Annotated in this window: 10 protein-coding genes; 8 read left to right on the top strand and 2 right to left on the bottom strand. The window is 62.4% G+C overall.

Features of this window, described 5'->3' with window-relative positions; all coding sequences use genetic code 11:
• Positions 1 to 108: 108 nt before the first annotated feature.
• Both phnX and ACF8GF_RS21780 read right to left on the bottom strand, forming a co-directional pair.
• The gene (gene phnX / locus ACF8GF_RS21785) at positions 109 to 936 is read right to left on the bottom strand and encodes a phosphonoacetaldehyde hydrolase (RefSeq protein WP_209964784.1); all 828 of its coding nucleotides are present in this window, start codon (positions 934 to 936) and stop codon (positions 109 to 111) included.
• A gap of 34 nt (positions 937 to 970) precedes the next feature.
• Positions 971 to 2,077, bottom strand: a complete 1,107-nt coding sequence (locus ACF8GF_RS21780; RefSeq protein ID WP_392488491.1) for a 2-aminoethylphosphonate--pyruvate transaminase — start codon at positions 2,075 to 2,077, stop codon at positions 971 to 973.
• Positions 2,078 to 2,189: 112 nt separating this feature from the next.
• On the opposite strand from ACF8GF_RS21780, the gene ACF8GF_RS21775 reads away from it, so the two are divergent.
• From ACF8GF_RS21775 to ACF8GF_RS21740, 8 genes are all read left to right on the top strand, one after another.
• Positions 2,190 to 3,053 carry a LysR substrate-binding domain-containing protein gene (locus tag ACF8GF_RS21775; RefSeq protein WP_176684934.1) on the top strand — a complete coding sequence of 288 codons (864 nt, stop codon included), beginning with the start codon at positions 2,190 to 2,192 and terminating at the stop codon, positions 3,051 to 3,053.
• Positions 3,054 to 3,253: 200 nt separating this feature from the next.
• Positions 3,254 to 4,276 carry an AraC family transcriptional regulator gene (locus ACF8GF_RS21770; protein ID WP_392488490.1) on the top strand — a complete coding sequence of 341 codons (1,023 nt, stop codon included), beginning with the start codon at positions 3,254 to 3,256 and terminating at the stop codon, positions 4,274 to 4,276.
• A gap of 144 nt (positions 4,277 to 4,420) precedes the next feature.
• Positions 4,421 to 8,866 (top strand): NEL-type E3 ubiquitin ligase domain-containing protein, encoded by a 4,446-nt coding sequence (locus tag ACF8GF_RS21765; RefSeq protein WP_392488489.1) that lies wholly within the window; start codon positions 4,421 to 4,423, stop codon positions 8,864 to 8,866.
• Positions 8,867 to 8,988: 122 nt separating this feature from the next.
• Positions 8,989 to 10,635 (top strand): acyl-CoA synthetase, encoded by a 1,647-nt coding sequence (locus tag ACF8GF_RS21760; protein ID WP_392488488.1) that lies wholly within the window; start codon positions 8,989 to 8,991, stop codon positions 10,633 to 10,635.
• 13 nt (positions 10,636 to 10,648) lie between these two features.
• Positions 10,649 to 11,416 carry an SDR family NAD(P)-dependent oxidoreductase gene (locus ACF8GF_RS21755; protein WP_021785354.1) on the top strand — a complete coding sequence of 256 codons (768 nt, stop codon included), beginning with the start codon at positions 10,649 to 10,651 and terminating at the stop codon, positions 11,414 to 11,416.
• Positions 11,417 to 11,427: 11 nt separating this feature from the next.
• Positions 11,428 to 12,621 (top strand): acetyl-CoA C-acyltransferase, encoded by a 1,194-nt coding sequence (locus ACF8GF_RS21750; protein ID WP_176684914.1) that lies wholly within the window; start codon positions 11,428 to 11,430, stop codon positions 12,619 to 12,621.
• 8 nt (positions 12,622 to 12,629) lie between these two features.
• The gene (locus ACF8GF_RS21745; protein ID WP_392462061.1) at positions 12,630 to 13,757 is read left to right on the top strand and encodes an acyl-CoA dehydrogenase; all 1,128 of its coding nucleotides are present in this window, start codon (positions 12,630 to 12,632) and stop codon (positions 13,755 to 13,757) included.
• Between the two features lie 13 nt (positions 13,758 to 13,770).
• Positions 13,771 to 14,544 carry an enoyl-CoA hydratase gene (locus tag ACF8GF_RS21740; protein WP_392488487.1) on the top strand — a complete coding sequence of 258 codons (774 nt, stop codon included), beginning with the start codon at positions 13,771 to 13,773 and terminating at the stop codon, positions 14,542 to 14,544.
• Positions 14,545 to 15,074 lie beyond the last annotated feature (530 nt).

Raw genomic sequence — 15,074 nt, 5'->3', positions numbered from 1 at the left:
TGGCCAATTTCCACCAGGCGTTCACCGTTGCCGCCGCCACCGCATTCGCGGGTAAACCCGCTCCTACACAGATTGGTGGCGGACACACATACAGAGAAACCGCAGGTGTCAGAAGGCTTGCGGCATCTCGCCCTTGGCCAGGCGTCGGTTGATGTCGGCAATCACTTCGGGCAGATCGTTGATGGTGTCGATCAGGTAGTGTGGGCGGGAGCCGGCAAACAGTGCATGGATGCGCTGGCGCTCGCTTTCCAGTTTTTCGGCACTCAGCGCGCGGAAGCCTTCCCAGGTCAGGCCCAGGGCATTGCCCGAGCAGACCAGCGCCACGGTCCACATGCCGGCACGGCGGCCTTCAAGAATGCCTGGCACGGTGTCGTCCACCTTCACGCAGGCCGCTACATCGTCAATCCCCAGCGCAATCACGTTGGCCAACGCCTGGGCCGGCCATGGGCGGCCGTTCGGGGTTTCATCGGTGGCCACTACATGGTCGGCTATGTAGCCGTTCTGCGCAGCCAGTTCCACCACCTTGTCCATCACCACTTTCGGGTAGCCCGAGCACGAGCCGATCTTCAGGCCGTCCTGGCGTAGACCGGTGAGGGTGTCCAGCGCACCGGGGATCAGTGCCGAGTGCACGGCGATCTTCTCGATCTGCAGCGGCATGAAGCGGTTGTAGATGGCGGTGACGTCATCATCGGTCGGGGTACGGCCGAACACCTTGCGGTAGCGCTCGGCAATTTCCGGTACGTCGCACAGGGTGCGGATATGGTCCCATTTACCCATGCCCATCGGGCCTCGGGCTTCCTCGATAGACACCTGCACGTCGAACTCGGCAAAGGCCTCGACAAAGATCTGGGTGGGGGCGAATGAGCCGAAGTCGACCACGGTGCCAGCCCAGTCGAGGATGGCGGCTTGCAGTTGGGTGGGGTTGTTGTAGTTCATGTGCGCGAATTCCTGGGTTCGGGTGGGCAAAGCGTCAGATGTCCAGCACTTCCATTTCCCGCAGCACGTCGGCCACGGCGTTCACGGCGGCCTGCATGCCGTCCGCCCCGACCACACCGATACAGCCGACGCGGAAGGTTTCGACCTGGGTCAGCTTGCCCGGGTAGAGAATGAATCCCTTGGCCTTGACCCGCTCGTAGAAGTCCTTGAACTGGTAGCGGGCATCGGTGGGGGCGTGGAAGGTGACGATGATCGGCGCCTGGATTTCGGCGGGCAGAAAACTGCGCAGGCCGATGGCTGCCATGCCGTCGAGCAGCGTCTTGCAGTTGTCTGCGTAGCGCTGGTGGCGGGCGGGAAGGCCACCTTCCTCGCTGTATTGCTGCAGTGCTTCGTGCAGGGCCGCGACCACGTGGGTAGGCGGGGTGAAGCGCCATTGCCCGGTCTTGGCCATGTAGGCGTGCTGGTCGTGCAGGTCCATGGCCAGCGAGTGGGCGTTGCCTTCGGCGGCCGCCAGGGCGTTTTTTTCGGCGAAGACGAAGCCCATGCCGGGTACGCCTTCCAGGCACTTTCCGGAGGCTGCGATCAGCGCTTCGAAGGGGATTTCGCGGGCATCGATCGGCAATGCTCCGAACGAGCTCATGGCATCGATGATCAGGCGCTTGCCTTGGCGTTTGATCACCTGGGCGATTTCGGGCAGCGGGTTGAGGATGCCGGTGCTGGTTTCGCAGTGGATCAGCGCCACATGGGTGATGGCCGGGTCTTCGGCCAGCAGCCGGTCGACGTCGGCGGCCGTGGTCGGCTGGTCTTCGGCCGTTTCGAAGGTGCTGTAGGTGCGGCCCAGCACTTTGCAGATCTTCGCCAGGCGCTGGCCGTACGCGCCGTTGATCAGTACCAGAACCTTGCCATCGCGTGGCACCAAGGTGCCGATGGCCGCTTCCACGGCGAAGGTGCCGCTGCCTTGCAGGGGAACGCAGTGGTGGCTGCTGGCGCCGTCGATGATGGCCAGCAGTTGTTCGCAGACGCTGGCAGTCAATTGGTTGAAGTCACGGTCCCAGGAGCCCCAGTCCACCAGCATGGCTTGGCGGGTGCGGATTGATGTGGTCAAGGGACCTGGGGTCAGCAGAATCGGGGCGTTGCTCATTCCGTTATTCCTCACAAGCGGTGGGCTGAAACTACGGGGCCTAGGTTGCAATTCGCGTTGCCATCAATCAAATTGTTTGTTGTTATCCCAGCTATAAGTCAGGCCGATAAATATGAACCTGTTCCAGCTACGCGCCTTCGACGCCGTGGCCCGTGAGGGCAGCTTTACCCGTGCTGCCGAGCGCCTGTTCATCAGCCAGCCGGCGGTGACCGGGCACGTCAAGGCCCTGGAAGAGCACTACCAGATCACCTTGCTGCGGCGTACCGCACGGCGCGTGGAACTGACCGAGGAGGGCACGCGCCTGGCGGCCATCACCCGCGCCATGTTCGGCCTGGCCGAAGAGGCGCAGGCCATGCTCGAGGCCAACCGCCAGCTGCTGACCGGGCGCCTGGAGGTAGCCGCCGACGGCCCGCACCGGGTCATGCCGATGCTGGCGCTGCTGCGTGAACGGTACCCAGGCGTCACCGTCAACTTGCGCCTGGGCAATGCTCAGGAGACCTTGGCTGCGCTGCTCGGCGAGCATGCCGACGTGGCGGTGCTGACCGAAATCGAGCCGCGCAAGGGGCTGCATCTGCAAACGCTCTGTGAGTCGCGCCTGTGTGCGTTGTTACCCGTGGGGCATGCCTGGGCCAGCGAGCGGGAGGACTTGCCGTTGGCCGCGCTGCACCAACAGATCATGGTGCTGCGCGAACCCAGCTCCACCACGCGGCGCACCTTCGACAAGGCCTGTATCAAGGCGGGGGTGCAACCGCGCGTACTGCTGGAGCTGGACAGCCGGGAGGCAGTAACCGAGGCAGTGGCCTCGCAACTGGGGATTGGCGTTGTTTCTTCCACTGAAGTGGCCAATGATCCCCGGGTGGTGGCACGACCCTTGGCCGGCGAGGGCCTTGTCAACCAACACGTGATCGGCTGCCTGGAGCGTCGTCGCGAACTGCGCCTGATTCAGGCATTCCTGAGTCTGGCCGCGGGGCTATGATGGCTGTTTGCTGCGGGGCACCCTAGGCTCTGTATGAAAAGCCTTGATACTCGGTGATGCTGCGTTGAAAACAGCCTCGGAATGCTCATTTACAACCCGTAAACTCCGCTTCCTCGGCTGTTTTCGCCTTGCCTGACCTTCGTCTCAAGGCTTTTCATACAGACCCTAATATGGCCGGCAATCAGCCGACAGGACCGTCGATGAGCGACAAAGACACCATTTCCATGCAACTGGTGCGCGAAGCGCTGTTGCAGACCTGCCCTGCCGGTGAGCCTGACAGTGGCTTGCTGGCCAGGGCGGGCATCGCCGTTGAACAACTGCACCTGCCAGAGGCAAGGGTCAGTGCCGAATCCTATGCCCGCCTGTGGCGCTTGCTGGCCCGGCGCTGCAACGACGAATTTTTCGCGATGGACCCGCGCGGTTTGTGCAGTGGCAGCCTGGCTTTCATGTGCCGTGCCAGCATGGGCCAACCGACCCTGGGCGCAGGCCTGGAAACCTCGCTGGCATTTCTGTCGCTGATGCTTCAAGACATGCAGCCCAGCCTGGTGCGCCAGGAAGGCCTGGCCGAAATTGTCATCAATGAACCGCGTGACGAACCGCGCCGCGCGTTCACCTATTTCACGTTCTGGATGATCGTGCATGGTGTGGCTTGCTGGCTGGCCGGGCGGCGCATCCCGATTCTGAGCATCGATCTGCGTTGTGCCGAACCCCCATTTTGCGACGACTACCGGGTCATGTTTTCGGAGAACCTGCACTTTGAGCGTCCACGCACACGCATGATCATTGCTTCGCAATGCCTCGACTTGCCCCTGCGCCGCAGCGAGGAGGAACTGCAGCGTTTTCTGGCCGAAGCGCCGGGCAATATCCTTGTCAAGTACCGTGACCCGGCCAGCCTCGGGCGGCGTATCCGCACCGACCTGTTGCGCCTGGCCCCTGAGCAATGGCCCGATGCTGACAGCCTGGCCCGGCAGCTGTGCCTGTCGCCATCGACTCTGCGGCGGCGCCTGGCAGAAGAGGGGCAGAACTACCAGGGCCTGAAGGACAGCGTACGACGGGAGCTGGCGATCGCCTGGCTCAGCCAGGACGACGTGGCCATGGGCGAGCTTGCCGAGCGTTTGGGGTTTGCCGACAGCAGCTCGTTCTATAAGGCATTTCGCAAGTGGTTCGGCTGCAACCCGGGGCATTATCGGGCATTGATCCAGGCGCGAGGGGTAGGGCACTGAAGGGCGAACGCTTCCCGTTGTAGTGCATTACCGCGCGGGCCCAGAAGGCTTACCGAGCAGGCGCCGATCGAACCCGTTCCCTCTGCATCCTGGTCCGGCATTTGAACAACATGGTTGGCTTCGCCAATAGCTGTGGAACCCACCATGAACATCAACGCTACTGCCCATGACCCATTCATAGGTGCCCGATTACCTGAGTGGCTCAAACGCGCGTCAAGGGGCCAGATCAACACACTGCGCACCACGCTGAACGCGCACCATGCCAACCAGGCACGCTTGAGTGGCCTGACGCTCGAGCTACTGCCGCTCCAGCAGTTTGCCGAGAAACACCTGGCGGCTTTGCTGGATGCACCGTTGCCGGACGGGCAGGTATTTGCCCAGCTCGAATGGCTGCGGGTCGCGCCGCGCTTCGGCACATTGCCAGGTACCCTGCAACAGACATACGCATACAGCCAGACGCGTGAAAATGGGTTACTGCGGCTGATGCGCAACTTTGCTGCGAACACCCGCTACTACGAGGGCACGGGGTTGGTTTTGCCAGGCAGCGATAAACCATTGAATGCATCGCTGGAGGCATTGATTACCGCCTGTCGTGATCTGGACGTTGGTCAGCGCTATCAGGACGCGTTGCAACGGGTCTTCCAGCCAGCGACCCAGGCGATGCTGGCTGAAGACAAACGTTCGGGGTTGAAGCTGGCGACCGAACTAGCGGCTTTGCAGGGAAACGTAAGCGTCGATGTGCAGCTTGCCTTGCGTGAGGTAGTGGACCACGGTCAGGAGAAGCGACAACAAGGGCTCGAATGCAAACCCATGCTGCTGAGGGCAATAGGGCAACCTGTGGTCGATGGCTTGCTGATCCACCTGCATGACAAGGCGGGAAATGAACGGGGCATCGTACTTTACCTGCCTGGTGATCCCCGGCAGGCATTGCGGTTCTTCGACAATGCCCCCTCCATGAACAATACCGTGGCGATGTTGTTGCAAGATCCGGGTTACTGGCAGTACTTCACGCAGCTCATCAGCCTTGAGCACCGTGCAGGTTTTGTCAGTACCCTTGGCAAGCGCTTGAAAGACAAGGTGCCGGACCTGGAGCTTGAGGGTGAAACACCTGAAGGAGGGATCTTCAGGCAACTGGCGACTCGGCAAGTGCAACGGGTCAAGGAAGATGCCCGGTTGCTGCTGGTACCGACCGCAGACGCTGATAGCCGGGCGGTAAGCGCCAGGCACGCTGAGTGGAAGGCGGCAGGTCTGGACCTGGTCAACCTCGCTGGCCTTTTCATCCCGGCTGTGGGGGGCGTGCTGCTGGGGCAGGTGGTTGCCCAGACTTGCTCTGAAGTATTCGAAGGGGCAAGGGACTGGTCGAAGGGGCACCAACACGAAGCGCTGCAGCATCTGCTGGGGGTCGCCGAAACCTTGGCGGCCACCGCGGCGACGGTGGCGGGTGTCAGTTTTGTGCGCAGTGCGTTTGTCGCGAGCCTGGAGCCGGTAAGCCTTGGGAACGGGCAGGGTCGCCTGTGGCAGTTCAACGCCAGGAATTATCGATCATTGCCGGACCCTATCGATCTGCTCGGAGAGGGACGCAATGGCGAGGCAGGCCGCCGTGGGGTCCGTATCGATGGACGCTACTTCGAAGTGCATCAGCCTGTCGCCGATGGCCCCTATCGCCTGCGCCATGCCGCGAGTGAGGGCGGCTACGGGCCGGTCGTGCTGCACAACGGTGAGCGTGGCTGGCAGTTGATGCGTGAGCAACCACTAAGCTGGCAGGCGCCTGCTCGCATGCTGGATGCATTATGGCCACAGCATCCCCCTGTCGACGCGCATCAGGCCGAGCAGATAATGCGGGTGGCAGGTATCGATGAAGACCTGTTACGCGGCGTTCTCGTGGAGAATCGCCCGGCTCCGGTGAGCCTTGGTCAAACCTTGCGCGCCTTCCAGGCGCATGCACGCATTCAAACGTTTTTCGAGCGTGTTCGGCTGAAGGCGTTGATGCCATCGGACAGTGAACTGCTGGCCTGGTGTGAATCAAGGCCAGGCGTGGGCGCTGGACTGGAGCAGATGCGGGTGCATGAGGCCGGGTTGCGGCCGCCATTGTTTGCCCACCTGACAGAGCAGTCACTTGCAGCAGACCCGCTGAGCATGTTGGTCAAGCGGGACTTCCCGGGCTTGCCTTCGGCCTACATAAATGAAGTAACCGGCCAAGCGCATGAGCTTGAGCACCAAATGGCGCGGGTCGAGCGGCGGCTGCCATTGCCGTGCGCGAACAACGCCCGTTCGCTCTTGCGTCTGGCCCGGCTGAGCCGGGGGCTGGCGGGATTGTATCTGAGCACAGCGTACAGTGATGTCACCGGCGAGTTGGCCCTTGCGTTGCTGGATAGCTTCGAACTCGAGCAACTTGACCTCGACTTGCGTGACGGCGGGTTGGAGGGGCGGTCTATCAGGCGCCTCGGTAGCGGCGGGCAAACCGAAGCAAAAAGAATAGTGGTCCGGCATGAAGGCAGGTTTCTGATCTACAACGGGTCAGGTGTGCCACACGAGCTTATCGCTGACGAGCCTGGATGTATCTTCGAGGCGCTATTTACCGCACTTACGTCGGAGCAGCGGGCAGCGATGCAACTGGTGGGCAGCGCGGCGGCGAGCCAACTGCGCGAGAAGCTTCTGGCGCGATTACCCGCTTCCCATTGGGATATCACGCGCATGCTCGGCTGGCCAGAGGAGCAGCCCTGGCTCAACCCAGGGCGTCGCATGGACGATGGGCGCGTGGGATACCCGCTCAGTGGCCGCCCTGGCGCTGCACCCAGAGATGAGCGGGTGATCATTCGTGACCAGCTACGGTCGCTTTATCCTGGCCTGGACGAGGCAGCGCTCGATTTAGAGCTGGCGCGTGTGCAGCAAGGTTCGCAGCCAGTCTTCGAGCGCCTGGTCGAACTGCAGGAAGCACATGACCAACTGGTGCTATACCTGAATCGCTGGGTCGGTGCCGAGTTGCAGCAAGGTCGGCAAGCCGCCCGCAGGTTGGCGGCCGACAGCATCCTGCGAGCCTGGCGACTGCAGGGCGAGCCTGTTTCGGTCGGCGGAGGGCAAACACAAGGGCAGCGCTTGTCGATGAGCGGTTTGAGTCTGCGCACACTGCCGGCACTACCGCCGCACATCGATTTCCATCGCATTACCCTGCTGAGCGTGACCGACACCCTGATCACTGACATTCCGGCCGACTTCCTTCGCCCGTTCACTGCCTTGACGCACCTGAACCTCAACAACAACGCGTTGATGCGTCTACCAACAGGCATTGCCTATTTACCGAATATTCAATCGCTCCGGTTGGCGCATAACGAGATACGCCTCGATGCCCAGGCGATCGGCGTTTTGCATGGTTTGTCCAACCTTGCGCATCTTGATCTCAGTCATAACCGGCTGGAAGCGCTGGACATGAGTTTCCACCAACTTTCTCGGCTGACAAGTCTGAACCTGCGTCATTGTCGCCTGGGTAGTTGGCCGCGTCGCCTGGAACTCTGTGGTCTACTCGAGCGTGCTGACCTGCGCAACAACCAACTCCGCGAAGTGCCCACCGAGATTCAGCTGATGCCTTATGCATTTCGACGCGCCATCCTGATAGAGGACAACCCCTTGTCGGTCATGCAGCAACGAAGGTTGTATGCACTCGATGTGATCGAAGAACACCGGCACTCGCCTGAGCAGTTGGGGTCAGTTGACCTGGTCAGGGCCCGTACGCGTTGGGTAGGCCATACGGATGCGACGGTTCGGGCCGAGCGGGAGGACATGTGGCTGCGGTTGCTGGAGCAAGCGGGTAGCAGCGGGTTGTTCAGGTTGTTGGCTCGCCTGGAAATGACAGCGGACTACAGCGAAGCGGGTGAAGGGCGGGATGCGCTGGTTGACGGCGTATGGACACTGCTGGGTGCGCTGGACGGCGACCCGGTGCTGTGCCGGCGGATCTTTGAGCGGGCCGGCCTGCCGCTGTCATGTTCGGACGCCGTTGCCAGCCATTTCAGTGCATTGCAGGTATTGGTAAGGCAGGCGCAGGCCGAAGCCGCCGCAGTCAACCCTGAACGCAGGGGCGAGTTGCTTGAGCTGGGCAGGCAACTGTTCCGGCTGGATCAACTGGAAGGGATAGCCTACCAGGATGGCCGGCAGCGTCTGGCTGCCAGTGAACATGTTGACCAGTTGGCATTGGGGTTGGCTTACAGGGTGCAACTTCGTAGCCGTTTGCGGTTGCCCAACCAGCCGCATGCCATGCGCTATCCCGATGCTGTCGCGCTGACACAGGCCCAGGTAGAGGATGCATTCCTGCGGGTTACGCGCGCGCAGACCATCGAGGGCCTGACCGATAGCCTGAGCCAGCGCGCGTTCTGGCGCCGATACCTGCGCCAGCAGCATGACCAAATGTTCGATGCCCTCAGTGCGGATTACACTCGACGCACGCTTGAGCTGCAGGCTCAACGTCCTGTCTTGGCGCCGGCGGCCTTCGAGCAGCGACTACGGCGGCTGCAGGAACAGCAGGTCCTTGATGTCGAGCGCCTGGTCGCAGGGCTCACCCAGTCCTACCTGCGTGCAGCCGAGCGCGCAGAGGGGTGATGAGCGGCGGCCAAACCAGTCATCCAGATTGACAGCTTTGGCCATTGCCGCCGCGCATGAGCGGCGCGAACATCGTCGGACCGATGCTTCAACTCCAAAAACAAGAAACCAGGAGTCCGATGATGCGCGATTACGCCGAGGCCGCTCGTACGTTTGCCCATGACCAGGCCGTTGTGGCGGCATTGCACGGCAACCTTGAAGCCCTTAATGCCTGTGTCGAATGCTGTGACCGGCATGCCGGTGACGGCAAGCTGGCGCTGATTCATGAGGACCGCGATGGCAACAGCACGCGTTATAGCTTCGATCAGCTTCAGGCGCAGGCTGCCCGGTTCGCCAATGTGCTAAGGGCGCAGGGGGTAGGCGCCGGAGACCGGGTTGCCGGCTTGATGCCGCGCACCCCCGAATTGCTGGTGACCATCCTCGCTACCTGGCGCCTCGGGGCGGTTTACCAGCCCTTGTTCACCGCGTTCGGCCCCAAGGCCATCGAGCACCGGCTTGAGCAATCCCATGCCCGAGTGGTGGTCACCGATAGCCAGAACCGCGCCAAGCTGGACGAGGTGCACGCCTGCCCGACCATCATTACCGTCAAGGCCCGCAGTGGTGAACTGGACTTCCAGCAATGCCTGGAGAACGCAGCGGATGTCTGCGAGCCGGTGATGCGCTCAGGCAACGATCCGTTCCTGCTGATGTTCACCTCTGGAACCACTGGCCCGGCAAAACCCCTGGAAGTGCCACTGCGTGCGATTGTCGCGTTTCAGGGCTACATGCGTGATGCCATCGAGCTGCTGCCCGAGGACAACTTCTGGAACCTGGCTGACCCGGGTTGGGCTTACGGCTTGTATTACGCCGTTACCGGTCCGTTGTCGCTGGGGCACGCCACCACGTTCTACGATGGCCCGTTCAGTGTCGAGAGCTGCGCCCGGGTGATCGACAAGCTGGGTATCACCAACCTGGCCGGCTCGCCCACCGCGTATCGCTTGCTGATTGCGGCGGGCAAAGATTTCTCGGCACCGATCAAGGGCCGCCTGCGGGTGGTCAGCAGTGCCGGCGAACCGCTTAACCCCGAGGTGATCCGCTGGTTCGCCGACGAGCTGGGCGTGACCATTCACGATCACTATGGCCAGACCGAACTGGGTATGGTGCTGTGCAACCACCATGGCTTGCAGCATCCGGTACACCTGGGTTCGGCCGGCTATGCCATCCCCGGCCACCGCATCGTGGTGCTGGACGAGCAGGGCAACGAGCTGCCAGCCGGTCAGCCAGGCATCCTCGCCGTTGACCGCGAGCAGTCGCCGCTGTGCTGGTTCGGTGGTTACCACGGTCTGCCGACCAAAGCTTTCGTCGGCAAGTACTACCTCAGCGGCGACACTGTCGAGCTGAACCTGGATGGCAGCATCAGCTTCGTTGGCCGCAGCGACGACGTGATCACCACCTCCGGTTACCGGGTGGGTCCGTTCGATGTGGAAAGCGCGTTGATCGAGCACCCGGCGGTGATCGAGGCAGCGGTGATCGGCAAGCCAGACCCGGAGCGCACCGAGCTGATCAAGGCGTTCGTGGTATTGGCCAGTGGCTATGCCGGCAGCGTCGAGCTGGAAGAAACCTTGCGCCAGCACGTACGCCAGCGCCTCTACGCACATGCTTACCCCAGGGAAATCGAATTCGTCAGCGAACTGCCCAAGACCCCGAGCGGCAAGCTGCAACGCTTCATCCTGCGCAACCAGGAAGTCGCCAAACAACAAGCGCAACAGGCCACCCCTGTCAGTGTCTGAAAGGAAAGTACTCATGCACATCGCCAATAAACATTTCATCGTCAGCGGCGCCGCTTCCGGGCTGGGTGCCGCGACTGCACAGATGCTGGTCGAGGCTGGCGCCAAGGTCATGCTGGTCGACCTCAATGCCCCGGCTGTCGAAGCCAAAGCCCGCGAGCTGGGCGACAACGCCCGTTTCGCCGTGGCGGATATCAGTGACGAGCAGGCGGCCCAGTCGGCTGTCGATGCAGCTGTCAGCGCCTTTGGCAGCTTGCATGGGTTGGTCAATTGTGCCGGCATCGTCGGTGCCGAGAAGGTGCTGGGCAAGCAGGGCCCGCATGGCCTGGCCAGCTTCGCCAAGGTCATCAACGTCAACCTGATCGGCAGCTTCAACCTGTTGCGTCTGGCTGCGGCGGCCATGGCCGAAGGGGCTGCCGATGAGAGCGGCGAGCGTGGGGTCATCATCAACACGGCCTCCATTGCCGCCTATGACGGCCAGATTGGCCAGGCCGCCTACGCTGCCTCCAAGGGGGCCATTGCCAGCCTGACCTTGCCGGCCGCGCGCGAACTGGCGCGCTTCGGCATCCGTGTGATGACCATCGCCCCGGGCATCTTTGAAACCCCTATGATGGCCGGCATGAGCGAAGAGGTACGTGCTTCGCTGGCTGCCGGCGTGCCGTTCCCGCCCCGCTTGGGCCGCCCGCAGGAATACGCTGCGCTGGCCCGCCACATCATCGAGAACAGCATGCTCAACGGTGAGGTCATCCGCCTCGACGGTGCGCTGCGCATGGCTGCCAAGTAAGGAGAGCGAACATGACCCTCGCCAATGATCCCATCGTTATCGTCAGCGCCGTGCGCACGCCCATGGGCGGGTTGCAGGGCGACCTCAAGAGCCTGACTGCGCCGCAACTGGGCAGCGCGGCCATTCGTGGTGCCGTGGAACGTGCCGGCATCGATGCCGCCAGCGTCGAGCAGGTACTGTTCGGCTGTGTGCTGCCGGCCGGCCAGGGCCAGGCGCCGGCACGCCAGGCTGCGCTGGGCGCCGGGCTGGACAAGCACACCACCTGCACCACCCTGAACAAAATGTGCGGCTCGGGTATGCAAGCCGCGATCCTGGCCCATGACCTGCTGCTGGCCGGCACCGCAGACGTGGTAGTGGCGGGCGGCATGGAAAGCATGACCAACGCGCCGTACCTGCTGGACAAAGCCCGTGGCGGCTACCGCATGGGCCACGGCAAGATCATCGACCACATGTTCATGGACGGCCTCGAAGATGCCTACGACAAAGGCCGCCTGATGGGCACCTTCGCCGAGGACTGTGCCCAGGCCAATGCCTTCAGCCGCGAGGCCCAGGACCAGTTCGCCATCGCCTCGCTGACCCGAGCGCAGGACGCCATCAGCAGCGGCCGTTTTGCCGCCGAGATCGTGCCGGTGGAAGTCACCGAGGGCAAGGAAAAGCGTGTCATCAAGGATGACGAGCAGCCACCCAAGGCGCGCCTGGACAAGATTGCGCAGCTCAAACCGGCGTTTCGTGAGGGCGGCACCGTGACGGCGGCCAACGCCAGTTCGATTTCTGACGGCGCTGCGGCGCTGGTACTGATGCGTCGCTCCGAAGCCGGCAAACGTGGCCTCAAACCATTGGCCGTCATCCACGGTCACGCCGCCTTTGCCGACACCCCGGCGCTGTTCCCGACCGCCCCGATTGGCGCGATCGACAAACTGATGAAGCGCACCGGCTGGAACCTGGCCGAAGTCGACCTGTTCGAGATCAACGAGGCCTTCGCCGTGGTCACCCTGGCGGCCATGAAACACCTCGATCTGCCACACGACAAGGTCAATATCCACGGCGGCGCCTGCGCCCTCGGTCACCCGATCGGCGCTTCTGGCGCACGTATTCTGGTCACCCTGTTGTCAGCCTTGCGCCAGAACAATCTGCGCCGGGGTGTGGCGGCCATTTGTATCGGCGGTGGCGAGGCCACGGCCATGGCTGTTGAATGCCTGTACTGAGGTGAACCATGCTGGTAACTGACGAGCAACAACAGATCGCCGACGCGGTACGTGCCTTCGCCCAGGAGCGCCTGAAGCCGTTTGCCGAGCAATGGGACAAGGACCATCGCTTCCCGAAAGAGGCCATCGACGAAATGGCCGAACTGGGCCTGTTCGGCATGCTGGTGCCGGAGCAGTGGGGCGGTAGCGACACCGGTTATGTGGCCTATGCCATGGCCCTGGAGGAAATCGCTGCGGGCGATGGCGCCTGCTCGACCATCATGAGCGTGCACAACTCGGTGGGGTGCGTGCCGATTCTGCGCTTCGGCAACGAGCAGCAGAAAAAGCAGTTCCTCACCCCGCTGGCGACAGGTGCGATGCTCGGTGCTTTCGCCCTGACCGAACCACAGGCTGGCTCCGATGCCAGCAGCCTGAAGGCCCGCGCACGCCTGGAGGGCGACCACTACGTGCTCAATGGCAGCAAGCAGTTCATTACCTCGGGGCAGAACGCCGGGGTAGTGATCGTGTTTGCAGTCACCGACCCGGAGGCTGGCAAGCGTGGCATCAGCGCCTTCATCGTGCCGACCGATTCGCCGGGCTACCAGGTAGCACGGGTCGAGGACAAACTCGGCCAGCACGCCTCCGACACCTGCCAGATCGTTTTCGACAATGTGCGCGTGCCAGTGGCCAACCGGTTGGGAGCGGAGGGTGAAGGCTACAAGATCGCCCTGGCCAACCTTGAGGGCGGCCGTATCGGCATCGCATCGCAAGCGGTGGGTATGGCCCGCGCGGCGTTCGAAGTGGCGCGCGACTACGCCAACGAGCGCCAGAGCTTTGGCAAACCGTTGATCGAGCACCAGGCCGTGGCGTTTCGCCTGGCCGACATGGCGACGAAAATTTCTGTTGCCCGGCAGATGGTATTGCACGCCGCCGCCCTTCGTGATGCGGGGCGCCCGGCGCTGGTGGAAGCATCGATGGCCAAGCTGTTTGCCTCGGAAATGGCCGAAAAGGTCTGTTCGGATGCCTTGCAGACCTTGGGCGGTTATGGCTATCTGAGTGACTTCCCGCTGGAGCGGATCTACCGCGACGTTCGGGTTTGCCAGATTTACGAAGGCACCAGCGACATTCAGCGCATGGTCATTGCGCGCAATCTTTGAAGGAGCAGACTGCATGGCATTCGAAACCATCCTGTTGGACATCCACGGCAAGGTTGGCCTGATCACCCTCAACCGCCCGCAGGCGCTCAATGCGCTTAACGCGCAGATTGTCGGCGAGATCAACCAGGCCCTGGACCAGCTCGAGCGCGACCCGAACATCGGCTGCGTGGTGCTGACAGGCTCGGCCAAAGCCTTTGCCGCTGGCGCCGACATCAAGGAAATGGCCGAGCTGCAATACCCGCAGATCTACGTCGACGACCTGTTCAGCGACGCCGACCGCATTGCCAATCGCCGTAAGCCGATCATTGCTGCAGTGTCTGGATTTGCCTTGGGCGGCGGCTGTGAGCTGGCGATGATGTGCGACTTTATCCTCGCTGCGGACAACGCCAAGTTTGGTCAACCGGAAATCAACTTGGGCGTGCTGCCGGGCATGGGCGGTACCCAGCGCCTGACGCGTGCGGTGGGCAAGGCCAAGGCCATGGAGCTTTGCCTGACCGGCCGTCTTATGGGGGCTGAAGAGGCCGAGCGTGCAGGCCTGGTGGCGCGGATCGTGCCGCAGGCAGAGCTGGTGGAAGAGGCGTTGCAGGTGGCGGCGACCATTGCCAGCAAGTCGATTCCGGTGAGCATGATGGTCAAGGAAAGCGTCAACCGAGCGTTTGAAGTCACCCTCAGCGAGGGGGTTCGTTTTGAGCGTCGGGTCTTCCATGCGGCTTTCTCCACCGAAGACCAGAAAGAAGGCATGGCCGCATTCATCGCCAAGCGCGAGGCACAGTTCAAGGACCGTTGATCAGACTCGGTTCGTTGCCGTTGCCGTTGCCGTTGCTTTTGCTTTTGCTTCTAAGCGCGCGATAGTTCAGGCGACGCAGATTGCGACTTCAGGAGGCCGAGTGCAGGGCTTGCGGAGGGAGGTGACGGGCATGGATGCCCGTCAAGCGCTGAGGCCCCATGGATGGGGCCTTCGGCGCGTACTCCCGGGAGCAAGACCGTAGCGAGGGGACCCCGGAGCGCAGCGTAGGGGCCGGATGATGGGAGCCGACGGTTTTTGGTTCCTTTTTGCCACGACAAAAAGGGACCCGCCGTAAGGGCGGAAAGGTGACTATGCGCCACCTTCGTGAATGAATACCTACTCGATGTGAATGCCCACATCCAAGAAGCAAGAAGCAAGAAGCAAGAAGCGAACTCGTCTGTTTTGGCTCAGCGAACAGTCCATTTGCGATGGCGACGCTGACTCACCTTTTCGCCCTTACGGCCATCCCTTTCAAGGTCTTTTGGTTTTGGCGGCTTTGATGACCCGATCCGTCGAAACATGAGCATGTA

The organism is Pseudomonas sp. yb_5, from assembly GCF_043103865.1.
GTDB classification, from domain to species: domain Bacteria; phylum Pseudomonadota; class Gammaproteobacteria; order Pseudomonadales; family Pseudomonadaceae; genus Aquipseudomonas; species Aquipseudomonas putida_Y.
This window is presented reverse-complemented; position numbering and strand designations above follow the sequence as displayed.